Source organism: Enterobacter cloacae complex sp. 2022EL-00788, from assembly GCF_026627565.1.
Classification (GTDB): domain Bacteria; phylum Pseudomonadota; class Gammaproteobacteria; order Enterobacterales; family Enterobacteriaceae; genus Enterobacter; species Enterobacter pasteurii.
This window is the reverse complement of sequence record NZ_JAPNMC010000005.1, coordinates 25,725-48,669: the sequence shown is the minus strand read 5'-3', so window position 1 is coordinate 48,669 and position 22,945 is coordinate 25,725. Positions and strand designations below refer to the sequence as shown.

Annotated in this window: 25 protein-coding genes; 21 read left to right on the top strand and 4 right to left on the bottom strand. The window is 59.0% G+C overall.

Features of this window, described 5'->3' with window-relative positions:
• Positions 1–30: 30 nt before the first annotated feature.
• From OWK27_RS09125 to hpaX, 4 genes are all read right to left on the bottom strand, one after another.
• Entirely contained in the window at positions 31–735 is a 705-nt protein-coding gene (locus tag OWK27_RS09125; protein ID WP_267590267.1) for a hypothetical protein, read from the bottom strand.
• A gap of 219 nt (positions 736–954) precedes the next feature.
• The gene (gene gap / locus OWK27_RS09120) at positions 955–1,965 is read right to left on the bottom strand and encodes a type I glyceraldehyde-3-phosphate dehydrogenase (protein ID WP_193354593.1); all 1,011 of its coding nucleotides are present in this window, start codon (positions 1,963–1,965) and stop codon (positions 955–957) included.
• Positions 1,966–2,043: 78 nt separating this feature from the next.
• A complete protein-coding gene (locus OWK27_RS09115) occupies positions 2,044–3,024 on the bottom strand; it encodes a GlxA family transcriptional regulator (protein WP_267590266.1) in 981 nt (326 codons plus the stop codon).
• A gap of 31 nt (positions 3,025–3,055) precedes the next feature.
• Complete coding sequence (gene hpaX / locus OWK27_RS09110) at positions 3,056–4,414, bottom strand: 4-hydroxyphenylacetate permease (RefSeq protein ID WP_242172372.1); 1,359 nt, start codon at positions 4,412–4,414, stop codon at positions 3,056–3,058.
• 265 nt (positions 4,415–4,679) lie between these two features.
• On the opposite strand from hpaX, the gene OWK27_RS09105 reads away from it, so the two are divergent.
• From OWK27_RS09105 to OWK27_RS09005, 21 genes are all read left to right on the top strand, one after another.
• Positions 4,680–5,153, top strand: a complete 474-nt coding sequence (locus OWK27_RS09105) for a MarR family winged helix-turn-helix transcriptional regulator (RefSeq protein WP_267590265.1) — start codon at positions 4,680–4,682, stop codon at positions 5,151–5,153.
• A gap of 323 nt (positions 5,154–5,476) precedes the next feature.
• The gene (locus OWK27_RS09100; protein ID WP_267590264.1) at positions 5,477–6,601 is read left to right on the top strand and encodes an amidase; all 1,125 of its coding nucleotides are present in this window, start codon (positions 5,477–5,479) and stop codon (positions 6,599–6,601) included.
• Positions 6,602–6,700: 99 nt separating this feature from the next.
• Entirely contained in the window at positions 6,701–7,828 is a 1,128-nt protein-coding gene (locus OWK27_RS09095; protein ID WP_267590263.1) for an acyl-CoA dehydrogenase family protein, read from the top strand.
• Positions 7,829–7,850: 22 nt separating this feature from the next.
• Positions 7,851–8,210: an IacB protein gene (locus tag OWK27_RS09090; RefSeq protein WP_148418004.1), complete on the top strand. Its 360-nt coding sequence runs from the start codon at positions 7,851–7,853 to the stop codon at positions 8,208–8,210.
• 2 nt (positions 8,211–8,212) lie between these two features.
• Positions 8,213–8,725 (top strand): nuclear transport factor 2 family protein, encoded by a 513-nt coding sequence (locus OWK27_RS09085; RefSeq protein ID WP_148418003.1) that lies wholly within the window; start codon positions 8,213–8,215, stop codon positions 8,723–8,725.
• Between the two features lie 18 nt (positions 8,726–8,743).
• Positions 8,744–10,042, top strand: coding sequence for an aromatic ring-hydroxylating oxygenase subunit alpha (locus OWK27_RS09080; RefSeq protein ID WP_267590262.1), 1,299 nt, complete (start codon positions 8,744–8,746; stop codon positions 10,040–10,042).
• 2 nt (positions 10,043–10,044) lie between these two features.
• Complete coding sequence (locus OWK27_RS09075; protein ID WP_148418282.1) at positions 10,045–10,524, top strand: aromatic-ring-hydroxylating dioxygenase subunit beta; 480 nt, start codon at positions 10,045–10,047, stop codon at positions 10,522–10,524.
• A gap of 10 nt (positions 10,525–10,534) precedes the next feature.
• The gene (locus OWK27_RS09070) at positions 10,535–11,269 is read left to right on the top strand and encodes an SDR family NAD(P)-dependent oxidoreductase (protein ID WP_148418001.1); all 735 of its coding nucleotides are present in this window, start codon (positions 10,535–10,537) and stop codon (positions 11,267–11,269) included.
• A 9-nt stretch (positions 11,270–11,278) separates the two neighbouring features.
• Entirely contained in the window at positions 11,279–12,205 is a 927-nt protein-coding gene (locus tag OWK27_RS09065) for a PDR/VanB family oxidoreductase (protein ID WP_267590261.1), read from the top strand.
• 11 nt (positions 12,206–12,216) lie between these two features.
• Entirely contained in the window at positions 12,217–12,711 is a 495-nt protein-coding gene (locus OWK27_RS09060; protein ID WP_252003874.1) for a flavin reductase, read from the top strand.
• 30 nt (positions 12,712–12,741) lie between these two features.
• The gene (locus OWK27_RS09055) at positions 12,742–14,055 is read left to right on the top strand and encodes an MFS transporter (protein WP_148417998.1); all 1,314 of its coding nucleotides are present in this window, start codon (positions 12,742–12,744) and stop codon (positions 14,053–14,055) included.
• Positions 14,052–14,735, top strand: coding sequence for a 3-oxoacid CoA-transferase subunit A (locus OWK27_RS09050; RefSeq protein ID WP_252003873.1), 684 nt, complete (start codon positions 14,052–14,054; stop codon positions 14,733–14,735). Before OWK27_RS09055 ends, OWK27_RS09050 begins: the two co-directional genes overlap by 4 nt.
• Positions 14,732–15,394, top strand: coding sequence for a 3-oxoacid CoA-transferase subunit B (locus OWK27_RS09045; protein ID WP_252003872.1), 663 nt, complete (start codon positions 14,732–14,734; stop codon positions 15,392–15,394). Before OWK27_RS09050 ends, OWK27_RS09045 begins: the two co-directional genes overlap by 4 nt.
• 10 nt (positions 15,395–15,404) lie before the next feature.
• On the top strand, positions 15,405–16,184 hold the full coding sequence (gene pcaD, locus OWK27_RS09040) for a 3-oxoadipate enol-lactonase (protein ID WP_267590260.1): 780 nt from the start codon (positions 15,405–15,407) through the stop codon (positions 16,182–16,184).
• Positions 16,168–17,283, top strand: coding sequence for a muconate cycloisomerase family protein (locus OWK27_RS09035; protein WP_267590259.1), 1,116 nt, complete (start codon positions 16,168–16,170; stop codon positions 17,281–17,283). The genes pcaD and OWK27_RS09035 overlap by 17 nt, the downstream gene beginning before the upstream one ends.
• Before the next feature lie 9 nt (positions 17,284–17,292).
• Positions 17,293–17,583 (top strand): muconolactone Delta-isomerase, encoded by a 291-nt coding sequence (gene catC, locus OWK27_RS09030; protein WP_267590258.1) that lies wholly within the window; start codon positions 17,293–17,295, stop codon positions 17,581–17,583.
• Between the two features lie 27 nt (positions 17,584–17,610).
• On the top strand, positions 17,611–18,537 hold the full coding sequence (catA, locus tag OWK27_RS09025; protein ID WP_267590257.1) for a catechol 1,2-dioxygenase: 927 nt from the start codon (positions 17,611–17,613) through the stop codon (positions 18,535–18,537).
• A gap of 758 nt (positions 18,538–19,295) precedes the next feature.
• Positions 19,296–19,790, top strand: coding sequence for an SH3 domain-containing protein (locus tag OWK27_RS09020; RefSeq protein ID WP_148417991.1), 495 nt, complete (start codon positions 19,296–19,298; stop codon positions 19,788–19,790).
• 23 nt (positions 19,791–19,813) lie between these two features.
• Positions 19,814–20,317: a type VI secretion system lipoprotein TssJ gene (gene tssJ, locus OWK27_RS09015; RefSeq protein WP_193354581.1), complete on the top strand. Its 504-nt coding sequence runs from the start codon at positions 19,814–19,816 to the stop codon at positions 20,315–20,317.
• Positions 20,318–20,345: 28 nt separating this feature from the next.
• Positions 20,346–21,689: a type VI secretion system baseplate subunit TssK gene (gene tssK, locus OWK27_RS09010; RefSeq protein WP_267590256.1), complete on the top strand. Its 1,344-nt coding sequence runs from the start codon at positions 20,346–20,348 to the stop codon at positions 21,687–21,689.
• 17 nt (positions 21,690–21,706) lie between these two features.
• Positions 21,707–22,945 carry a DotU family type VI secretion system protein gene (locus OWK27_RS09005; RefSeq protein ID WP_148417988.1) on the top strand — a complete coding sequence of 413 codons (1,239 nt, stop codon included), beginning with the start codon at positions 21,707–21,709 and terminating at the stop codon, positions 22,943–22,945.

Genomic DNA, 22,945 nt, shown 5'->3' with positions numbered 1-22,945 from the left:
TTCTAATAAGGCTCTTGATGAACTTTTTCATTACCGGAATAATTTTATAAATGCATTAGTGATATCATCGTCTGATGCTGTGTAAATATTCAAATAACCAGCTTTCATAATTACCGGTTCGATGAGAAAATACATCATTTCAATTCTCTCTAAATATAAAGCCTGGTAAAATAATGGCAGGGATGTCTTAAGGTTATTTGCGCTTTCAGCCGCGTGTTGAACCAGGGCATAGGCGTTTAAGACTAAAAATGCACCTCCCATTCGCCCGGCAACTTTTTTCATTAAGGCATTTTGTACAGCGGTGTTCATTTTATTGCCATAGCATATATATTTTGCTACAACGTAAATCAGGCCTGTTTTAGAGACTTGCTTTATTGAATAACCTGTCGTGAAGGGAATGACTTTTTCGAGTATACTTTGTTTCTCATGCTCACTTCTATTTTTCAGCATTGTTTCTATATACATCTTAACCATGCGGAATATTAAATCTCTATGTTTAACTAATTCTACAATACCTAGCATGAATCTTTTGTCTTCGGAAGCCAGTTTTTTACATACATCAAAGTAATTATCAGTGAAGCAAGAGGTATAATAGAGTAAACGTGTAGTAGCATCGCCAAGATTATTTAAATATTCAATGGCTCCATCTTTAACCCCTGCAACAGCATAGTCTAGCCTTAAAGCAAGATCTTTATCGGAACCTATTTTTTCTATAATTGATTTGCTGTAATGCATTATTTATCCCTGTTGTTGGTGGGATAAATAATGACTGCTATGCAAAAAAAGAAAAGTGATCGCACTCTCAGGACTGATATTTATTAAAACCAAAGGGCTTATATATTTTATCAGGTGATGAGTGGCCTTTAAGAATTGATAAGATAAATATTGCGGAACACATTAATCAACTAAATACCCTACAGGCCGGGGGGACCCAAGCGCCCCCCGGCTTAAATCTTATAACCCTTTCTTATCCATCAGTACCGCCAGATCCACCAGGCGATTTGAGAATCCCCACTCGTTGTCATACCAGGAAAGGATTTTCACCATGTTCCCGCCAATAACCAGCGTGGAAAGCCCGTCGATGATGGAAGAGCGCGGGTCGCCCTGATAGTCGCTGGAGACCAGCGGTTCATCGCTGTAGCCCAGAATGCCCTTCAGCGGTCCGCTGGCGGCTGCCTGACGGAACGCGTCATTGACCTCCCCGGCGGTCACATCGCGGCTCAGCGTTACGGTCAGGTCGACAATCGATACCACCGGAACCGGCACGCGCAGGGAGTACCCGGTCAGCTTACCGTCGAGGGAGGGGATCACTTTCCCCAGCGCTTTCGCCGCGCCGCTGGAGTAAGGCACAATCGACAGCGCCGCCGCGCGTGCGCCGCGCAGATCTTTCTCGGGCTGGTCGTGCAGCGCCTGGCTGTTGGTGTACGCATGGGTGGTGTTCATCAGACCGTGCTCAATGCCAAACTGCTGGTGCAGCACCTGCGCGGCCGGCGCCAGTCCGTTAGTGGTGCAGCTCCCGTTGCTGACCACGAAATGCTGTGCCGGATCGTACAGCCCGTCGTTCACGCCCATCACCACCGTCAGGTCATCGTTTTTGCCCGGCGCGGAAATGATGACGCGTTTCGCGCCGCCGCTTGAGATATGCACCGCCGCTTTTTCTCGCTCGGTAAAGAATCCGGTGGCTTCGATTACCACCTCGACGCCCGCGTCTTTCCAGCGGATGTTGGCCGGATCGCGTTCGCTAAATACGGTGATGCGCTGGCCGTCCACCTGGAGCGCGCCGTCCGCCGCTTCAACGGGCACCGGCAGCGTGCCCAACAGTGAGTCATATTTCAGCAGATGGGCGAGGGTTTTACTGTCCGTCAGATCGTTAATGGCCACAATCTGAAGGTCAGGGTTGCCCAGCGCCGCGCGCAGGACGTTACGTCCGATACGGCCGAAACCGTTAATACCGACCTTAACCATGATGCACTCCTTATCTGTGTTGTCTGGAGTCACTGTAGGCGTCGGTCGGGATGGCGTAAATGACAAAAAAGGATCATATTACGCCATTTTGCGACAGTGGAAGCGCTGGCGGTATTCTCCCGGCGTCAGGTGGAGCTGCTTTTCAAAAACGCGGCGCAGGTTAATGCTGGTACCAAATCCGCTTTTTTCGGCAATGGCTTCAAGTGAATCGTGGGTCTGTTCAAGAAGCTGTCGGGCGGCGGCCAGGCGAGCCTCCGTGACGTAGCGGGCGGGAGGCACGCCGGCGTCACGGGTAAACACGCGGGTGAAATTGCGTGGACTCATCGCTACCCGTTCTGCCAGCTTTTCGACGCACAAATCGGCGGTGAGATGCTCCAGGATCCAGCTTTGCAGCTCGCTGACGGGGCCGGCTGCGGCGGACTGCTCCAGGCTATAGCGGCTGAACTGGAGCTGACCGCCGGGACGTCTCAGGTACATCACCATGTCCTGCGCCACGTTGCGTGCCAGGGTAAAGCCGTAATCGTCCTCCACCAGCGCCAGGGTCAGGTCAAAACCGGAGCTGACGCCGCCAGAGGTCCAGACGGAACCATCCTGAATATAGAGCGGGCCGCCCACAACGTTAACCGCAGGATAGAGGGTTTGCAGCGTCTCCAGAAGACGCCAGTGGGTGGTTGCCCGCCGCCCGTCGAGCAGCCCCGCCTGTGCCAGCAGCAGGGCGCCGCCGCATATGGAGGCAACGCGTCGCGCATGCGGCGCGGCAAGGTGCAGCCAGTCCACGACGGCAGTGCTCTCCTGCTCATTCATGCCGCGTCCGGTAATGATGATGGTGTCCAGCGGCTCGCGCGGATCCAGCTCCGGCAGGCGGTAGTCCGCCAGCAGGTTTAATCCGGACTGGCCGTGGATCACCTGATGCGGCTGCGTGGTGGCGATAATGATGCGATAGCGGGGCTGCGCAAGGCCGTCCGGGTGCAGCCGGTTGGCCTGCATCAGAATGTCTGCGATACCGGCGGCTTCGAACAGCATGCCGCCGTCAGGGACGATAATCAGGATCTTCTCCATGTCCTGAAAAGTACATTTATTGCAAAATAAGTCAAGCGGCCGGTGATGGCGCCGCCTCGGGCGCGCTGACCTTTTTCATTGGAATAACGGCGATAATCAATGCCCCCAGCACCAGGAATCCGGCCACCATGAAAATCCCGGCGTTAAAGTTCCCCGTGACGTCTTTCATCCAGCCCATCAGCAGGGGACCGAGCGCCGCGCCGGTCATGCCGGTGGCGTTAATGACCGCGATACCCACCGCCCGCGCGCGCAGGGAGATATAGCGATCCGGCGTAGTCCAGAAGATGACCATTGCGGCAAAGGCGCCCGCCGAGGCCATAACGATCCCGGCAAACTGCCATAGTGGGGTAGTGCTGGTGGCGGTCAATATCCAGCCCGCGGCGGCAAACAGATAAGGCAGCAGCGTATGCGCCTTGCGCTCGTTCAGGCGGTCAGATCGCTTACTCCACCACACCATGGCGACGATGGTACAAACCTGAGGTATGGCGCTCAGAATACCGATTGTGACGTTACTGCTGCTTTCGTTAAAGCTGCGCAAAATCAGCGGCGTCCAGACGCTCAGCGCGCTCAGGGTATTTGTCAGGCAGAAATAGGCTACGGTGTACAAAATGATGACTGGCGTAAAGAGCTCCCGCGCCATGCTACGCTGAGGCAGGACAGCCGCGCTTGCCGCCAGCTGCGAAGTTTGCAGCGCTACCTTATCGGCTTCCAGCATCTCGTTCAGGCAGGCCTTATCGTCCTCGGTAAGCCATTTGGCCTTCGCCGGGCTGTCATCCAGCCAGAACCAGACCACCAGCCCCAGCAGTACCGACGGGAAACCTTCCAGCAGGAACAGCCACTGCCAGCCCTTGAGATTTAACAGTCCGTCCATGTTCAGGATATAGCCGGAAGCCAGGGATCCAAGCGCCATCGTTACCGGCATGGCAATCATAAACAGGGCATTTGCCCGGGCGCGGTAGTGGGCCGGGAACCAGTAGGTTAAATAGAGCAGCAGCCCCGGCAGGAAGCCCGCCTCCGCTATCCCCACCAGCATGCGCAGCACGTACAGGCTGTTTGGTCCGGTGGCGAACATGGTCGCGGTAGAGGCAATGCCCCAGATCACCATCAGGATCGCTATCCAGCGGCGCGCGCCGACGATACTCAGCATCACGTTACTGGGAATGCCGCAAATCACGTACATCACGTAAAACAGCGTGGTTGCCAGGCCAAACATGGTGCTGGTCAGCCCCAGATCTTTGCCCATCGTCAGGCCGGCGAAGCCGATGTTGATGCGGTCGAGGTAGGAAAAAACAAACAGAATAAATAAAAAAACGATTAAACGACGGAACAGTTTCTTGATAACGGCTTGCTGACGCGGATCCAGAGGCGGTTGAGCGGGAGGTGCGTTCATGAAAAGCTCCACATTGCGATTATTAGAATGAGAGTGCAGGTCGGCTAACGTATAGAAAATAGCCAGGCAGGACGTCAATTTAATGTTCGAAAAATGATACATAATTGTTAATTGCATAGCATTTATGAAACATATTGCGATCCGGATCGCTAATGCCCGGCGGTAAAGGGCTGAAACGCCAGCGTTACGCGCATTGCTGCTATGTCCGTCACCGGGCCGCAGGGTATAATCGCTTCATCTGCCGCCTGTTTTGGTAAGGAAACGCATGTCGACGATAAAAAAAACCACTGATGGTCAGGCCGCTGACGCTGCCTTTCACCGCGAAGAGTTTCCGTTTTACTGGATCGTTAACGTCCACGCTCGCTACACGCAAATCCTGGAGATTACGTTAAAAAAAGCCCAGCTGGACGTCTCCGGCTTTCGGGTGCTGATGGTGACGCATCAGTACGGCAGGGCCAGCATTTCCCAGATCGCCGAATACGCAATGGCCAAGATGCCCACCGTGACGAAAATCGTCGGTCGGTTGCGTGACGAAGGGCTGGTCACCACCGCAAGCAGCGAACAGGACGCGCGGGTGACGGTGGTCCAGCTCACCGACGCCGGTCGCCAGAAAGTGGAGGAAGCGATGGCTCAGGCAGGCAAGGTTTTTGAGAAAGGTTTTAAGGGAATGACCGCCAGCCAGGTAACGAAAATGAACGCCTCCCTGGCAAAAGTTCTGGATAACCTCAACGAACTTTAACCGCATACTAAATTTGTGATCCGCGTAGCCATTCTTCCTAATTTACTGTAATTACTCACTTTTTAAGGACGTGTGGCGATAAAGCGATATCGCCTGCGTCGCTGCCGTTTCCCACCGTTTTGTTTTATTTTTCATCGCCATGAAGCATTAACCCTGCTTGTTAAGAGGTTAATCAAATGTTGTGCATTAGTAAAATTAACGTGAATTATTACTTGAATATTCATCTAAATCTTCCATGATTGACCTACCGTCATTCAGCACAAAAAAAGCGCAACGACGCTCCGCCTGAATGTGATTCATTTTTTCTGGTTAAGGTGTTCATCATGAAGCCAGTATTCAAGAGCAATGGTTATATCGAGCAGTTTACCCTCGGCGAGGGCGATCTCCGCTTTGCGGTCAAGGACACGCTGGACGTTGCCGGGCACCGTACGCGGGCGGGATCGCCGGCACTGGCTAATGCACCGGTTGCGCAGCGCCATGCGGAAGTGGTCGCCAGGCTGCTGGAGGCGCAGTGCGTGCTGACCGGTAAAACAACGCTGCACGAGCTGGCTTTCGGCGTAACCGGCATCAATCCGCGCTGCGGCACACCGCTAAACCCACATTATCCGACGCTGATCCCCGGGGGCTCCTCCAGCGGTTCGGCGGCGGTGGTGGCCTCCGGTGAGGTGGATTTTTCTCTCGGGACGGATACCGGCGGTTCGGTGCGTATGCCTGCCGCCTGCTGCGGAATTATTGGCCTTAAGCCGGGGTTTGGCGTACTGAGCCGCAGCGGCGTCATGCCGGAACAGAGTTCGCTTGACTGCGTCGGCGTATTCGCCCGCGATGCTGATGTTCTGCGTAAGGTGATGACCCGCCTGGCCGTTCCCGTCGGCCCGCCGCTGGAGGCCTTTCCGTCCCTGGCGTACGTGCTGGCGGCAGAGCCCGATATTGACGCCTGCATTGACGAGTTTCTCTCTCAGGCTGGCGTAACGCCGCAGGAAGCCGCGCTGCCGCTGCTCGAAGAGGCCCATCGCGCCGGGCTTACGCTTATCAGCCATGAAAACTGGCTGGCGTCAGGCCCGCTTCTGAAAAGCAATTTAGTCTCGCCAGACGTGGCGTCGCGCATACGCGCCGGGGCTGATATTAGCGAAGAGGGGCTTCGCCACGCGGAGCAAATCCGCCGGGCGTTCACCGAACAGGTGGATGACTTACTTAACATGACGCCGCTGCTGGCGATGGCGACGCTGCCGGAGCTGCCGCCGACGCTGCGGGAAGCAGAAGAGCCGCTCAGCGTCGTCAATCTCACCCGGCTGGTGCGCCCGTTTAACCTTAGCGGTCATCCTGCAATAACGCTGCCCGTGGGCGAAATCGACGGTCGCCCGGTGGCGCTCCAGCTTATCGCCCGCAGGGGTGATGACGGGCTGCTGGTGCAGGCCGCCGGGTGGCTGAACGCGCGACGACGTCACTAGCCCTTACGTTCCTGCTTTCACCCTGAAGATCCAGTGAGTTCGTCTCATTGCGGCCTCGCTCGCCCCGAGCATGCCGCTGATAACTATCCGGAGGATGCTATGTCTGCCGTACCCGTCCGTGAGGAGCTGGTCCCGCTGCTGAGCGATATTGCTGCCCGCAGCCATGAATTTGAGCATCAGCGTCATATTTCTGACGACGTGATCGCCCGTTTCAAACAGGCAGGCGTCTACCGTGCGCTGGTGCCCAGAGAGTACGGCGGAGACGAATGCTCCCCGGCGCAGTTTTGCGAGCTGATTGAACAGATCTCAACCGCCGACGGCTCGGCGGGCTGGGTGGCGAGCTTCGGCATGAGCCCGTTTTATCTCGGCGCGCTTCCGCCAGACACGCTGAAGGCGCTGTGGTGCGACGGACCTGACGTGGTCTTTGCCGGGGGGATCTTCCCGACGCAAAAAGCGCAGCGGGCCGACGGCGGCTACCGCGTTGGCGGCCGCTGGAGCTTTGCCAGCGGCTGCATGGGGGCGTCGGTGCTGGGCGTCGGGTTCCTGCCGGAGGATGACCACCCCCTGCCGCGGATGGCGGTGCTGCCGCGCCAGAGCGTGCAGATCGATCCGGTCTGGGACACCGTCGGGCTGGCGGGAACCGGCAGCCACGACCTGGTGGTCAACGATGCCTTCGTGCCGCATGAATGGACCTTTGTCCGGGGCGGGGCGCTGAATCTGGAGGGGCCGCTCTACCGTTACCCGGTGCTGTCGCTTGCCACGCAGGTGCTCTCCGTGGTGGCGCTCGGCGTGGCGCGCGCCGCGCTCAGCGAAATTTACGCCCTTGCGCATCGTCAGCAGTCCGTCACCGGCGCACCGCGCCTGGCTGAACGCCCGCAGGCGCAGATGCAAATCGCCCGCTGCGAGGCGGAACTGCGATCCGCCCGCGCGTGGTTTTACGAGGCCATCGATGACGTCTGGCAGAGCCTGCTGGCGGGGGACGATCCGCACTGCGGGCTAATCAACGCCCTGCGCCTGTCATCTACCCATGCCACCCGCGTGGCCGCGGAGGTGGCGCGTCAGGCGCTGGCGCTGAACGGTATGGGTGGGGTGAGCATGACCAGCCCGCTCCAGCGCTATGTGCGCGACACGATGGTGATTACCCAGCATGCCTTTATGGGTGACCTCTCGTACCTGAATGCCGGGACGGTCTTTTTTGGCGGCAAACCGCTGCCGGGTTACCTGTGACATTTACCTAAAGGAGTAACGGATGAGCCAGACAACAACCTTACGCGTGCTGTTTTGCATCGGCGTCAATCAGAACTTTTTCGATGCGAGTGCGGCAGAAGCCGGGCAGGTATGGGCCGCCTTCGGCGTAATGATGAAGGGTATTGAGGAGACGCAGGGCATTCGCGTGCTTGGCAACATGGACGACGACCAGCTGATGGTCGGGCCGTCCACCGCCGCGCCGTGGACCACCTACGTGCTGGCGGACGCGGAGCGCCTCGAAAACGTGGCGGCGGTCTGCAACCTGTTTCGCACCACGCCGGTTGGCGACAGCGGCAGCAGGCTGTGGAAGTACTGCAAAATCGAAGCCCGCGTGGGCCGCGAACTGATTATTCAGAGCTGACCATGAACGCCCGGGACGCGCTGCGACTGCGGCAGCTTGAAGCATACCAGGCCGCACGGGTCTGCATCAGCGACTACATGCACCTGTGCGATCGCCTCGATTCACCGGAAACGGTGCAGGCCATAGGCGCGCTCTTTACCGTCGACGCCTGCTGGGAAGGGGTGGGTGAACCCTACGCTACCCGGCTCGGTCGCCACCGGGGGCGGGAGGCAATTATGACGATGATGGCGGCCTACGTGCGAAAGCCCGCGCATTTCACCATTAACGCCCATTTTCTGTGCTCGGAGGCACTGTGGCACGAGCCGGACGGGCAGCTTAAGGGCCGCTGGCTGATGCTGCAAACGTCTGCGTTCAGCGCAGGCGGCGCGCACCTTAACGCGGCTGAAATAGAGGTTAGCTTTGCCAGCGAGGAGAGCGGGATGGCAATGACCCACTTCACCACCCGGAATCTGTTCAGCAGGCCGGTCGACCGCTGGCACGCCGCGGATGCCTTACCCGTACCGGATAACAACTAAATCGGCAGGAGACTGGATATGCAATGCGACCACCTCATCAACGTTAAAAATATCGATACCGCGCCATCGCGCTCGGCGATTGCGGCGCTCGTGCAGCACGACCGCGTGCATACGTCGCTTTATACCTCGGAAGCGCTGTTCCGCCTGGAGCTGGAGAGAATTTTCAGCAAAACGTGGGTCTGGGTTGCCCATGTCAGCGAAATCCCGGAAACGGGCAGCTTCAAAACCACCGAGATCGGCACCCAGCCGGTGATCGTGGTGCGCGACCGTAAAGGCAACGTGCATACGCTGCTGAACCGCTGCCGCCACCGTGCGGCCACGGTATGCGAACACCGCAGCGGTAAGACCAACAGCTTTGTCTGCCCGTACCACGGCTGGGGCTACACGCTGGACGGCAGCCTGCGCGGCGTGCCGCATCCGGAAAGCTACGCTGACCAGCTGGAGAAGGGCGAGCTGGGGCTGGTATCCCTGCGCACCGAGCAGTACGCGGGCATGATCTTCGCCACCTTTAATGAACAGATTGAACCGCTGGATGATTTTCTCGGGGCGGCTAAAAAGTGGATGGATCTGTTTATGAAGCAGGGGGCGGGCTATCCGATAAAAACCGGACCCGCGCACCGTTTCCGCTTTCCCGGCAACTGGAAAATTCAGCTCGAAAATACCACCGACGGCTACCACTTTCCGGTGGTGCACCGCTCGTTCTTAAGCTCCGTCGATAAGCAGACCGAAGAGATGCTCAACTTCGTCGACGGCAGCGGCTACGTTGAAGATCTCGGCAACGGCCACAGCGTGATGGTGATGATCCCGGAGCTGGTGGACCTGGACGCTACTCCCGACGCCCCCATCCCGGAGCGCTTCATCGAGCTGGCTGACGCCCTGCGCGCCGAGCACGACGAGACGCAGGTGCGCCGCATTGTTCGCGCCGTCGGCGGCTCCGGTTTTAACCTCAATATTTTCCCTAACATCGCCTGCTCGATGGCCTTCTTCCGCGTCCTCCAGCCGGTATCCGTGAACGAAACCGAAATTCACCATGCGGCGATCACCATGGAGGGCGGCCCGGAAATCGCCAATCAGGTGCGCCTGCGTCTGCACGAACACTTCCAGGGGCCGATGGGATTCGGTACGCCGGATGACTCCGAAGCCTGGGAGCGCGTTCAGCGCGGGGCCACGTCGGGTGATGACCTGTGGATCATGCTTAATCGCGGGCTGGCCGGGGAGTATCGCACCGATGACGGGCTGCGCAGTGACGTAAGCGCCGAAACCGGCATGCGCGCTGCCTATCGCCAGTGGAAAAAACTCATGACGGAGACCGAATAATGATGATGCCGGATCCTGCACTCTTTACCGCCATGACGGTGGTTAACCTCGAAGGCGATCTGCTCGACCAGGGCGAATTTAACGCCTGGCTGGATCTGTGGCTGCACGACGGGCTGTACGTGGTGCCCATCGACCCCGCCGAAACCGATTTTAAGAACACCCTCAACTACGCCTGCGACGATAGCCACATGCGGGAGAAGCGGGTGAAACGCCTCTACAGCGGGGAGTCGATCTCCACCACGCCGCGCGCCCGCACCCTGCGCACCCTGTCGCGTCTGCGCGTGCTTGAGTCGGACAGCAACACCATCGTGGTGCGCGGGGCGCAATCCCTGTGGGAGCACCGCAAGGGGCACAGCCGACACTATGCCGCAGACATCACCTGGCACCTGCGCCAGCAGGGCGACCGCTGGCTGATCCAGCAGAAGGTGATCCGCCTGGTTAACAGCGACGATGTGCTGCACAGCATCGGCTACATCCTGTGAGGAGCCACGCATGACGCAAACCGTATTAGTGACCGGCGCGGCCTCCGGTCTGGGCAAAACCATTGCCGCCAGCCTGCTGGAGCAGGGCTTTCAGGTCGTGCTCACCGACGTGGACGCTGGCCGGGCGCGGCAGGCGGCGGACGAGCTGGATAACGGCAGGGTGCTGGCGCTCGGGCTGGACATCCGCCAGCCGCAGGACTTTGAACGGGCGCTGACGGCTATCCTCGCCCGCTTCGGCAGCCTGGAGGTGCTGGTGAACAACGCCGCGCTGACGCTCGCCACGCCGGTGATGGAAATTGACGTCGACGAGTTCGACCGGGTTATCTCCACCAATCTGCGCGGCACCTTTATCGGCTGCCAGACCGTTGGCCGCTACTTTGCCGGTAAAGGGTACGGAAGGATTATCAACCTGGCCTCGCTCGCCGGGCAGAACGGCGGCACGGCGTCGGGGGCGCACTACGCGGCCTCTAAAGGCGGCATCCTCACCCTCACCAAAATATTTGCCCGGGAACTGGCGAAATCAGGCGTGACGGTCAACGCCATTGCCCCGGGGCCCATGGATCTGCCCACCGTTCACGCGCTGGTGCCGGAGGCGAAAATGGCCGGGCTGCTGGAAACCATCCCGGTTGGCAGGCTCGGTGAGGCGGGGTTTGTGGCGCAGGCCGTGGCGCTGCTGGCATCACCCCAGGCGTCGTTTGTCACCGGGGCAACCTGGGACATCAACGGCGGCCTGTTTATGCGCTAAGGAGGCAACATGCTGACTTTACGGGTTACACGGCGCGAGCTGCTGGGGGAGGTTGTCCTGCTGACGCTGACGCATGCTGAAGGGCTAGCGCTGCCGCCGTTTAGCGCGGGCGCGCATGTCGACCTGCATCTCGCCGAAGATCTGATTCGTCCGTACTCCCTGTGCGGCGATCCGCAGGACCGGCACCACTATCAGCTGGGCATTCTGAAAGAGGGGCAGTCGAAGGGCGGCTCGCTGGCCGTTCACGCGCTGAAAGAAGGGGACCTGGTGACCGCCAGCGAGCCGCGCAACCTGTTTGCCCTCGACGCCTGCGCGGCGCACAGCCTGCTGATTGGCGGCGGGATCGGCATCACGCCGTTGCTGGCGATGGCCGCCGAACTGCACGCCGCCGGACGATCGTTCGCGCTGCACTACTGCGCGCGATCCCGCAAGCAGGCGGCTTTTGCGGCACAGCTCGAAGCCTCGGCGTATGCGCCGCATCTGCACTTCAGCGATGAACGGCGCCTGGATCTGGCGGCGGTGCTGGGCGACGTGCCGCCGGATACCCACGTTTACGTCTGCGGCCCTTCGCGCCTGATGGAGGCGGTCAAGGCGGAGGCGCTAGCGAAGGGGGTCTCCCCGGATCGGATCCACCAGGAGTGCTTTAGCGCCGACGTCGCCACCGCAGGCGAGGCGTTTGACGTTGTCGCGGCCGCCAGCGGCATCACCGTGACCGTGCTGGAAAATCAGACCATCGTCGAGGCGCTTGCGCAGGCCGGGCTGAAGGTCAACGTCTCCTGTAAACAGGGGATCTGCGGCAGTTGCCTGACGGACGTCCTCGAAGGCGAGCCGGACCACCGGGACCACTACCTCACCGATGAAGAGAAGGCGGATGGCGACCAGATTCTGCTGTGCTGCTCCCGCGCGAGATGCGGTCGTTTAGTCATCGATTTGTAAGGAAGAAAACCATGACGCTGCAAACTGAATTTCGTAACGCAATGGCCCAGCTCGGCAGCGCCGTGTCGGTGATAACCACCGACGGCCCGGCGGGCAAATTTGGCTTCACCGCCTCGGCGGTCTGTAGCGTGACCGACCAGCCGCCGACGCTGCTGGTCTGCATGAACCGCAACTCATACGCCCATGAACATTTCTGCCGCAACGGCGTGCTGTGCGTGAACGTGCTTTCCAGCAGCCATCAGGCGCTGTCCGGCGTGTTTGCCAACGCCAGCCTGCGGTCTGAAGAGCGCTTCCTGCACGACAGCTGGCAGGTGATGAGCAGCGGGGCGCCGGTGCTGAGTTCATCCGTTGCCAGCTTCGACTGCCGGATCGCCGACTGCCACGAGGTGGGCAGCCACTCGGTCTTTTACTGCCAGGTGCAGGCGATCCGCATCAGCGACCAGCCTCGCGGGCTGGTTTACTTCAACCGTCGTTACCATGCCGTCGGGCACGACGTTGAGGCCTAGCCATTTTTCCCGCCAACAGGGTAATGCGTAATGAGCAATGTCGTAACAGAACAAAAAATCACGACCGACGTGAGCCAGGATACAAACCAGATGCGTAAGCTGGTGATCGCGTCCGTGCTGGGCAACGCGCTGGAATGGTATGACTTTTTCCTCTACGGCACCGCGGCGGCTCTGGTGTTTGGCCCGCTGTTCTTTCCGGTGGGAGGCGATCCCCTGCAGGGCACTCTGCTGGCGTTTTCCGGTTTCGCGGTCGGCTTTCTGGCGCGACCGCTGGGCGGGATCCTCTTCGGGCACCTGGGGGACAGATACAGCCGCAAGATGACCCTGATCATGACCTTAACGCTGATGGGGGCGACCACCTTCGTTATCGGCCTGCTGCCCACCTACGCGCAGATGGGGATTTGGGCACCGCTGACGCTCATCATCCTGCGCTTTTTACAGGGCGTGGCCTCGGGCGGCGAGTGGGGCGGGGGCGTATTAATGCTGAGTGAAAACGCGCCGGCATCCCGTCGCGGCTACTACACCGCCTGGAGCCAGATGGGGGTCTCCGGTGGGTTCGTTCTCTCGGCGTTTGCCTTTTATCTGGTGCAGAAGCTGCCGGAAGCGGACTTTATGCGCTGGGGCTGGCGCGTGCCGTTCCTGCTGAGCATCGTCATCTTTTTAGTCGGCGTGTATATCCGTAAAAACATCCGCGAAAGCAAGGCGTTCACCCAGGCGAAGCCGGAAGAGAAGCACGAGAAAATTCCGCTGCTGGTACTGATGCGCGATCACCCCAAAGCGCTGTTGCAGGCGATTGCCCTGCGCCTGCCGGAAAACGGCGCGTCCTACATCTTCTTTACCTTCTCGGTGGTCTACGCCAGACACATCGGTATCAGCACCGGGGACATCATCAGCGCCGTGACGCTCGCAATGCTGGTGGAGTTTTTCTCGATTCTGTTCTGGGGCGCGCTCTCGGATCGCATCGGCCTTAAGCCGGTGTATTACGTCGGCGTTATTGGCCTGTTGGTGATGGCGTTCCCGTTCTTCTGGCTGCTGTCTACTGGCAGCTATGGCTGGATCCTGCTCGGCATGTTTCTCGGTCTGCCGTTTTGCCACGGAGCGATGATTGGTACTCAGCCCTGCATCATGAGCGATCTCTTCCCGGTCCGCGTGCGCTACTCCGGTCTGGCGCTCGGGCACGAGGTTGGGTCGATCTTCTCCGGGGGATTAGGGCCGATGCTGGCGGTAGCGCTGCTGATTGAATTTGACTCCTACTGGCCGGTTTCCCTGCTGCTGATGCTCTACGCGATTCTGGCGTGGTTCGCGCTGCGCAGCCTGCCGGCAAAACAAGAGGTGACAGAATGATTGATAAACGGATGGCCGATACCGACCACGCGGTTGCTGACGTTTTTGACGGCGCGGTGGTGATGGTCGGCGGATTTGGCCCGGCGGGACAGCCCGCAGAGCTGCTGGATGCCCTCATTCGCCGACGGCCGCGCGCGCTGACGCTCATCAGCAACAACGCGGGCAACGGCGATTACGGTCTGGCAGCGCTGCTGAAGGCCGGGTGCGTAAGGAAGGTGATCTGCTCGTTCCCGCGCCAGGCGGACTCCTGGGTGTTCGACGATCTCTACCGACGCGGAGAGGTTGAGCTGGAGCTGGTGCCGCAGGGCAACCTTGCGGCGCGCATTCAGGCGGGAGGCGCGGGGCTGGGCGGGATCTTCACACCCACCGGCTTCGGTACCGACCTGGCTAAAGGCAAAGAGACGCGTCGCATCGACGGAAAAGATTACGTGTTTGAAACGCCGCTTAAGGCCGATTTCGCGCTGATTAAGGCGCTGAAGGCCGACCGCTGGGGCAACCTGACGTTTGACAAAACCGGGCGCAACTTCGGGCCGATTATGGCCACCGCCGCCGCCTGCACCATCGCGCAGGTGAGCGAGACGGTGGCGCTGGGAGAGCTGGATCCTGAAGCGGTGGTCACGCCGGGGATCTTCGTGCAGCGCGTGGTTCGGGTGGCGGCAGCGCTTAAGGAGTCCGCATGATTACGCTTACCCCCCAGCAGCTGGCGCAGCGTATTGCCGACGATATTCCCGAAGGGGCGTACGTCAACCTCGGTATCGGCATGCCGACCCGCATCGCCAATTACCTGCCTGCCGATCGTGAGATCGTCCTGCACAGTGAAAACGGCATTCTCGGCATGGGACCGGCGCCCCGGGCAGGACTGGAGGATGCGGAGCTCATTAATGCCGGTAAACAGCCGGTGACGCTGCTGGCGGGCGGCTGCTATTTCCACCACGGCGACTCGTTCACCATGATGCGCGGCGGCCATCTCGATATCTGCGTGCTGGGGGCGTATCAGGTTTCCGAGCGCGGCGATTTGGCTAACTGGAGCACCGGGGAGCCGTCGTCGATCCCGGCGGTCGGTGGGGCGATGGATCTGGCGATTGGCGCCAAAAAGGTGTTTGTGATGACCGAACACCTGACCAAAAAAGGCGAGTGCAAAATCGTCAAAGCCTGCACCTGTCCGCTGACCGGTGTGGCCTGCATCGACCGGATCTACACCGATATGGCGGTGATGGATATTACCGACAGCGGCATCGTGGTGCGCGAGCTGTTTGGCGACGTCACCCCGGACTATTTGCAGTCCGTCACGCCCGTCGGGCTGACGTTTGCGTTACGCGGTGAAGACGCCACGGCCTGAGGAAAACGCTATGGATCTTGAATTTCGACTGGACGGACCGGCCAATGCGCCGCTGCTGGTGCTCTCTAATTCGCTCGGCACGACCTATGCGATGTGGCAGGCGCAGCTTCCCGCCCTGACGCGGCATTTTCGCGTGCTGCGCTACAACACGCGCGGCCACGGGCGCTCGCCCCTGCCGCGGGGGCCGATAAGCCTCGCCTCCGCGGGCCAGGACGCGATCGCTCTGCTGGATCGCCTGGGCGTTGAGAAAGCCTGCTTCTGCGGGATCTCCCTGGGCGGAATGACGGGCCTGTGGCTGAACCGCCACGCCCCGGAACGTTTTCACCGCCTGGTGGTGGCAAACTCCGCCGCCAGAATTGGTGAAACGGCGGGGTGGCTACAGCGTGCGGCTCTGGTACGCGAGCAGGGAATGGCGCCCGTCGCGGCCACGGCAGCCGACCGCTGGTTCACGCCTGACTTTTGCCAGGCGCATCCGGAGGTAGTGGCGGAGCTGATCGCCGGGCTTACAGATACGCCTGCGGAGGGCTATGCCGCCTGCTGCGAGGCGCTGGCATATGCCGACCTGCGTGACGACGTACAGTTCATGCCGCGCCCGATGCTGGTGATTGCCGGGGAACACGATCCGGTGACAACGACCCGCGACGCACGATGGCTGGTGGAGACCGCCCCGGACGCGCAATACCTGGCCTTACCCGCCTCACACCTCTCCAGTACGGCCTGTGCGCAGGCGTTCAATCAGCATCTCATCACTTTTTTAACCGCAGGAGTTCCGCATGAGCATCACGATTGAGTCCATCGCCTGCTGGCTGGTGGATATTCCGACGATTCGTCCACACAGGCTGTCGATGGCGACGATGGGCTGCCAGACGCTGGCCCTGGTGCGTATGACCTGCGACCGGGGCGTGGTCGGCTGGGGCGAAGCGACCACCATCGGCGGCCTGAGCTACGGCGCCGAAAGCCCGGAGGGGATCAGGTCAGCCATCGACACCTATCTCGCGCCGCTGCTGTGCGGCAAAACCTTCAGCGGCCCGGCGGCGCTGGCGCAGGCCATGAATGCCAGCGTGAAGGGCAACACCTTTGCGAAATCGGCCCTCGAAACGGCGTTTCTGGACGCGCAGGGCAAAACGCTGGGCGTATCCGTCAGCACGCTGCTGGGCGGCGCGCTGAGCAGTCGGCTGCCGGTGCTCTGGACGCTGGCGAGCGGGGATACCGGGCAAGACATTGAAGAGGGCAGACGCCTGCTGGCGGCAGGGCGACACCGCGCCTTCAAGCTGAAGATTGGCGCGCGCGATCTGATGACCGACGTCCGCCATGCGCTGGCGATCAGGTCCGCGCTCGGGGATGAGGTCAGCATCCGGGTCGACGTCAACCAGGCCTGGGATCTGGCGACCGCAATAAAAGGTATGCGCCTGTTGCAGGACGGGGGAATAGACCTGGTGGAGCAGCCCGTTGCGCAGTGGGACCGGCAGGGGCTCATTGCCCTGAGCCAGCGCTTCGAGGTGCCGGTTCTTGCGGATGAGGCGGTGGCAACCGGCCATGACGGTTTTACCCTGGCGAACGGCGGCTTTCGCGGGGCGTTTGCCCTCAAGATCGCCAAGGCGGGCGGCCCGGCTCAGGCGCTGAAGCTGGCAAGCGTAGCGCAGGCGGCGGGCATTGCGCTTTACGGCGGCACCATGCTGGAAGGAACGATCGGCACGGTCGCCTCCCTGCATGCCTGGTCGACGGTTCAGATGCAGTGGGGCACCGAGATGTTCGGCCCGCTGCTTCTTAAAGATGATGTCGTTGTACGCGCGCTGGCGTTCAGCGACGGGCAGGTAACGCTGCCGGACGGACCAGGCCTGGGCATTGAGATCGACGACGATAAATTACGCCACTACGCACGCCAGTAAGGAGTTCATATGCTGTTCAAAGTTGAAATGACGGTCAACATCCCGGCTTCACTCCCGCAGGTGCAGGCGGATGAGATTAAGGCAAAAGAGAAGGCCTACTCGCAGCGGCTCCAGCGTGAAGGCAAATGGCTGCACATCTGGCGGGTAGTGGGGCGGTACGCCAACGTGAGCATCTTTGACGTTAAGGACAACGAGGAGCTGCACGCCCTGTTAACGGCGCTGCCGCTCTATCCGTACATGGCAATAAGCGTTCAGCCGCTCTGCGGCCATCCATCGTCAATTGATAACGATAAACGGTAAATACCCTACGATAATGAGGAATCCGCAATGTCTAAAAACCCTTCCCAGCAGTCAGAGCTTGAGACCTTACTTGCCATCAGCAGCGGCCTCAATACCGACGGCGGCAACGAGCGCGTTAAGCGCGTTATTCATCAGCTGCTGCACGACCTGTGCCATACCATCAAAACCTTCGACATCAGCGACGAAGAATTCTGGATCGCCGTAAACTACCTGAACGAGCTCGGCGAGCGTAAAGAGGCGGCGCTGCTGGCCGCAGGGCTGGGGCTGGAACACTACCTCGACATGCGCGCCGATGAAAAAGAGGCCGCGTCCGTCAGCCGCGCGGGGACGCCGCGCACCATTGAAGGGCCGCTGTACGTCGCGAACGCGCCGCTGAGCGACCATTTTGCACGCATGGACGACGGCAGCGAGCGGGCAGAAGCCATGTGGCTGCACGGCACCGTGACCGATATTGACGGTAAACCGGTCGCAGGGGCGATTGTCGATATCTGGCACGCCAACACGCACGGGGGCTACTCCTTCTTTGACCCGTCGCAGCCTGAATATAACCTCCGCCGCCGGGTAAAAACGGCTGCCGATGGCAGCTACGCGGTGCGCAGCATTGTTCCCTGTGGCTACGGCTGCCCGCCCGATGGTCCGACGCAAAAGCTGCTGAACGAGCTGGGCCGTCACGGCAACCGCCCGGCGCATATTCATTTCTTTGTCTCCGCGCCGGGCTTTAAACACCTCACCACGCAGATCAACCTTAACGGCGATCGGTACCTGTGGGATGACTTTGCCTTTGCCACCCGTGAGGAGCTGATTGCCGATCCGGTGAAAGTCACCGACAGCACGCTTGCCCGCGAGAGGGATATACATGAGCCGCATACGGAAGTGAGCTTTAGCTTCACGCTGGTGAAGGCCGCCGGGGCGGAGGAGGAGGCGAGAGTTAAGCGTGCACGGGTGAAGGAGTAACCCGAAAGATGTTACTCAGATTTTATAGAGATATGTAGTAACGGTAAAACATTCTTTGAGCGACGCAATGCCGATGCCCCTTAAATTCCCGTTTTCTGGAGGGAGGGGGCATACGGCTGAGCAATAATAGAACAAAATGATGTAGTGGGACTTAATTGTTAACGACCAAAAGTTAACCCAAAAAGATAAAAGTCGCGGCATTATTTCGCATTGCGAAATTAACTTTACTCCTTTTTTACCCCCTCTTTTTGTTAATGGGCGCAGCTCCTGTTGTGTGAAAGATACCTTCAGAATGCAACAAAGAAATAATCCTAAATATATCCCACGGCGCACAGAAAAAATGAAAATCTACTAAATATGGTAGTGGCGCTAATAGGGTGGTTACGTTAATGATAGCGGTTCTCTTTTGCAGGATATGTCTTTTTAATCAATTAGTTGTGTGGATTTTTTCTTGCGAAAAAAAACAATTTCAGCTAAGTTCTCTTTTTTTATGAGATTAATCCTATAATGCATTGGGCGTATCATTAAACGCCGTTAAGCAGGCGGGAAATATTGAATTGATGACAAGCTCATGTAAACTTGTCTACCGTTTGTCAAAATATGTCAGGAACGCGTTGGGCCTATTTCTGTTAGGCTCGTGCGGTAGCTATGCCCTTAAATAGTTACATGCCGAAAATATCCTGACTATTTTAACAATAGCACCTAAGTCAAATTTTATCCCCTCTCTTCATCCTCTAAATATCGCTACGGAAAAGCATATGAAACTGCGCGTATTGTTATCACTTCTGTTTGTTATGGCGGTGGCGGGCTGTAAGGCGCCGCAGAAACCAGCGATCACCGACGATACGATCGTCACCAGCCAGGTTAACGGCGTCACGCTGACGCACCGTCATGCCGTTACCCCTCCGGCGGAGTTCACCCAGGTGAATGAACCGTACCGTGCCATGTATCCCGCGTCCCTGATGAGCCGTCCTGATTACGGCGGAAAAGTGATCCGTACCCTGGAAACCGGCAAAACCTATGTTGTGCTGGGTCAGGTTGAACATTTCTGGATGGCGCTGGCCGATGAAGGGAATGAACAGCTGATTGGTTACGTGCCGATGCGTGCCGTGATCAAGGCTGACCAGTACGAGGCCACCGTGCGTAAACAGGCACTGCGTCCTAAAGCGCGGAAAAAAGCCACCTGTGTTGACGTCGATGGCAACAGCAAAGCCTGCAAAGACAGCGCGAACGGTACGTGGATCCTGAACTAAACGGGTTTCAAGAGCGTATTTTTATGAATAATAAAAAATTACATCTGATGTGGTTCGCTTTTCTGGCGGTGATTTTCGCTCCGATCGGTGGTTGTACGTCGTCTTCACACAGCGACCCCTCCCGCTACAATCTGCAGTTTCAGGCTCATCCTCAAATCAATGATTCTGCGCCGCTTAAGGTCAGAGTGTTGCTGCTGAAATCCGATGCGGATTTCATGTCCAGCGACTTCTATTCCCTGCAGAACAACGCGTCAGCCACCCTTGGCGCGAATCTGCTGAACAGCGATGTATTCTTCCTGATGCCGGGCCAGCTTTCGAAAACCCTGAGCGGACAAAGCTCACCGGAAGCGCGCTATATCGGCGTGATGGCGGAATATCAGGCGCTGGACGGAAAAAAATGGCGCGTCTCACTCCCTTTGCCTGTTCCCGGCGAAAACGCGATTTACCAGTTCTGGAAATGGTCCGCAGATGAACTTCAGGCCAGCGTCTTTCTTGACGTAAATGGAATCCGGGTCATCAGCCAGTAACGGCCTACATAACAGGAAAGAGATCATCATGACGAAAGCAGAAAAGGTCGTCTGGACCGAAGGTATGTTCCTGCGTCCGCACCATTTTCAGCGGGCAGAAAGTTACCTGCTCAACCACGTTCGTGAGTGGGGAGCATTGCAGCGATCGTATCTCTGGGGCTTTCTCGACCTTGAGCTGGACGAGGCGATGCTGCGTCAGGGCTGCATCGCCCTGAGCTACTGTAGCGGCCTGCTGCCTGACGGCACGTTTTTCCAGGTTCGCAACGATCGTAACGGTCCGGCTCCGCTCAGGATCCCGGATAATCTCACCAATGAAAAGGTGGTGCTTGCGCTGCCGGTTCGTCGCGGCGGCCGGGAAGAGGTGATCTTCAGCGAGGAGCAGGCTTCACTGGCGCGTTTTATTACCTTTGAACAAGAGGTGGAAGACGATAACGCCATGGCGGTGGGGGAGGCGACGGTCCAGTTTGGCCGTCTGCGCCTGACGCTGATGCTGGAAAAAGATCTGACGGCAGAGTGGACCGCCATCGGCGTGGCGTTCGTGACCGAAAAACGCAACGACAACCTCGTGCGGCTCGATAACAGCTACATCCCGCCGATGCTGAACGCCAATAACAGCCCCCAGCTGTACGGCATGATCAACGATCTGCACGGTTTGCTGGTCCAGCGTAGCCAGCAGATTGGGGGGCGCCTGCGCCAGCCGGGCCGTTTCAACACCTCTGAGATGATTGAATTTACGCTGCTTTCGCTGATCAACCGTCATCTGGGAGACGTGTCGCATCTTAAAACGCTGCCGCTGCTTCACCCGGAAGCGCTCTGGCGCAGCTGGCTGCCGTTTGCGACGGAGCTCGCCACCTGGACACCGCAGCGCACCGCCGAAAGCGTTCTGCCGGTATACGATCATGACGATCTTGCCGTCTGCTTCAGCAAGCTGATGCTGATGCTGCGCCAGGGACTGTCGCTGGTGATGGAAGACCACGCCATTCAGCTGCCGCTGCACGAGCGTTCCCACGGGCTGAATATCGCCACCGTGCCGGAAACCAGCATGGTACGGGAGTTTGGCTTCGTGCTGGCGGTCAAAGCCAACGTGCCCGGCGAACACCTGCAAACCCATTTCCCTGCCCAGATGAAGGTAGCGCCGGTCTCGAAAATTCGCGATCTGGTACAGCTCCAGCTGCCGGGCATTATGCTCCGCGCAATGCCCGTTGCCCCGCCGCAGATCCCGTGGCATGCGGGCTACAGCTATTTCGAGTTGGAGAGGGGCAGCGAGCTGTGGCACGAGATGGACAAGTCCGGCGCATTCGCTCTGCATCTTGCAGGGGAATTCCCGGGTCTCGATATGGAGTTCTGGGCCATCCGTAGCCCGACAGAATAATAAAGCGAGCGCTTAATATGCAGGAACGACAGGATACCGGCAGTGATGCCGTGTTTACCGGAGCCAGTGGCAATAATCAGCTGGTGGCGGCCGCCAATCCGCTGCTCAACGCGATTCCGCAAATCCGTCATTCGGTTTCCCACGACGACCAGGTTGGGCTGCGCCAGCGCCTGATTGATGAGATTCGCCGTTTCGAAGTGCGGTGCCAGCAGGCGGGGTTGCCCTATGAGGTGATCGTCGGCGCGCGCTATTGCCTCTGTACGGCGCTGGATGAAGCGGCCGCCCTGACGCCATGGGGCAGCAGCGGCGTCTGGTCAAGCAATGGCCTGCTGGTAACGTTTCATAACGAAACCTGGGGCGGCGAGAAGTTCTTCCAGCTGCTGGCGCGCCTGTCGCAAAACCCGCGCGAGCACATTCTGCTGCTGGAGATGATCAACTACTGTCTGCTGCTTGGCTTTGAAGGGCGCTACCGCGTGCTGGACAATGGCCGCACCCAGCTAGAAACCATCAAACAGCGCCTGTGGCAGATGATCCGTGGCGTGCGCGGCAGCTACCCGCCGCCGCTTTCGCCCCACCCGGAAGATCGTCCGGTGCTGCGTAAGCTCTGGCGTCCGATGATCCCCCTGTGGGCGTGCGTGGCGCTGGTCGGCTTTATCGCCTGCCTGTTCTATATCGTTCTCAACTGGCGTCTGGGTGATAACACCAGCCCGGTGCTGGCGAAGATTTACCAGTCTCAGCTGCCTGAAACCACCATCCAGCAGCCCGCGCGCCAGCTTCCGGCGGTGCTGAACCTGCGTGGTTTCCTGAAGCCGGAAATTGAAGCCGGCCTGGTGGCCGTTAAGGATGAGGCGGACCGCAGCGTGGTGATCCTCAAAGGAGACGGACTGTTTGCCTCTGCCTCAACGGTGGTACGCGATCGCTATGAGCCGGTGATTGACCGCATCGCCCAGGCGATGAATAACGTCAGCGGCAAGATTCTGGTGGTGGGCTACAGCGACAACGTGCCGATCCGCAGCGCTCGCTTCGCCTCCAACTATGAACTCTCGCTTGAGCGCGCCCGCTCGGTGCAAAAACAGCTGCAGGGCAGCCTCTCGCAGCCAGAACGCGTGAAAGCCGAAGGGCGAGGCGAGATCAACCCGGTAGCGCCAAACACTACGCCTGAAAATCGCGCCCGTAACCGCCGCGTAGAGATCACTCTGCTGGTGTCGCCTGAAAATACGCAGGCCGAGCTGAACGGATTGCCGCAAGGAAACTAA

Bases quoted from the DNA above. Each gene is read 5' to 3' on its own strand.
- OWK27_RS09125 (WP_267590267.1), bottom strand. From the start codon at position 735: ATGCATTACAGCAAATCAATTATAGAAAAAATAGGTTCCGATAAAGAT.
- gap (WP_193354593.1), bottom strand. From the start codon at position 1,965: ATGGTTAAGGTCGGTATTAACGGTTTCGGCCGTATCGGACGTAACGTC.
- OWK27_RS09115 (WP_267590266.1), bottom strand. From the start codon at position 3,024: ATGGAGAAGATCCTGATTATCGTCCCTGACGGCGGCATGCTGTTCGAA.
- hpaX (WP_242172372.1), bottom strand. From the start codon at position 4,414: ATGAACGCACCTCCCGCTCAACCGCCTCTGGATCCGCGTCAGCAAGCC.
- OWK27_RS09105 (WP_267590265.1), top strand. From the start codon at position 4,680: ATGTCGACGATAAAAAAAACCACTGATGGTCAGGCCGCTGACGCTGCC.
- OWK27_RS09100 (WP_267590264.1), top strand. From the start codon at position 5,477: ATGAAGCCAGTATTCAAGAGCAATGGTTATATCGAGCAGTTTACCCTC.
- OWK27_RS09095 (WP_267590263.1), top strand. From the start codon at position 6,701: ATGTCTGCCGTACCCGTCCGTGAGGAGCTGGTCCCGCTGCTGAGCGAT.
- OWK27_RS09090 (WP_148418004.1), top strand. From the start codon at position 7,851: ATGAGCCAGACAACAACCTTACGCGTGCTGTTTTGCATCGGCGTCAAT.
- OWK27_RS09085 (WP_148418003.1), top strand. From the start codon at position 8,213: ATGAACGCCCGGGACGCGCTGCGACTGCGGCAGCTTGAAGCATACCAG.
- OWK27_RS09080 (WP_267590262.1), top strand. From the start codon at position 8,744: ATGCAATGCGACCACCTCATCAACGTTAAAAATATCGATACCGCGCCA.
- OWK27_RS09075 (WP_148418282.1), top strand. From the start codon at position 10,045: ATGATGCCGGATCCTGCACTCTTTACCGCCATGACGGTGGTTAACCTC.
- OWK27_RS09070 (WP_148418001.1), top strand. From the start codon at position 10,535: ATGACGCAAACCGTATTAGTGACCGGCGCGGCCTCCGGTCTGGGCAAA.
- OWK27_RS09065 (WP_267590261.1), top strand. From the start codon at position 11,279: ATGCTGACTTTACGGGTTACACGGCGCGAGCTGCTGGGGGAGGTTGTC.
- OWK27_RS09060 (WP_252003874.1), top strand. From the start codon at position 12,217: ATGACGCTGCAAACTGAATTTCGTAACGCAATGGCCCAGCTCGGCAGC.
- OWK27_RS09055 (WP_148417998.1), top strand. From the start codon at position 12,742: ATGAGCAATGTCGTAACAGAACAAAAAATCACGACCGACGTGAGCCAG.
- OWK27_RS09050 (WP_252003873.1), top strand. From the start codon at position 14,052: ATGATTGATAAACGGATGGCCGATACCGACCACGCGGTTGCTGACGTT.
- OWK27_RS09045 (WP_252003872.1), top strand. From the start codon at position 14,732: ATGATTACGCTTACCCCCCAGCAGCTGGCGCAGCGTATTGCCGACGAT.
- pcaD (WP_267590260.1), top strand. From the start codon at position 15,405: ATGGATCTTGAATTTCGACTGGACGGACCGGCCAATGCGCCGCTGCTG.
- OWK27_RS09035 (WP_267590259.1), top strand. From the start codon at position 16,168: ATGAGCATCACGATTGAGTCCATCGCCTGCTGGCTGGTGGATATTCCG.
- catC (WP_267590258.1), top strand. From the start codon at position 17,293: ATGCTGTTCAAAGTTGAAATGACGGTCAACATCCCGGCTTCACTCCCG.
- catA (WP_267590257.1), top strand. From the start codon at position 17,611: ATGTCTAAAAACCCTTCCCAGCAGTCAGAGCTTGAGACCTTACTTGCC.
- OWK27_RS09020 (WP_148417991.1), top strand. From the start codon at position 19,296: ATGAAACTGCGCGTATTGTTATCACTTCTGTTTGTTATGGCGGTGGCG.
- tssJ (WP_193354581.1), top strand. From the start codon at position 19,814: ATGAATAATAAAAAATTACATCTGATGTGGTTCGCTTTTCTGGCGGTG.
- tssK (WP_267590256.1), top strand. From the start codon at position 20,346: ATGACGAAAGCAGAAAAGGTCGTCTGGACCGAAGGTATGTTCCTGCGT.
- OWK27_RS09005 (WP_148417988.1), top strand. From the start codon at position 21,707: ATGCAGGAACGACAGGATACCGGCAGTGATGCCGTGTTTACCGGAGCC.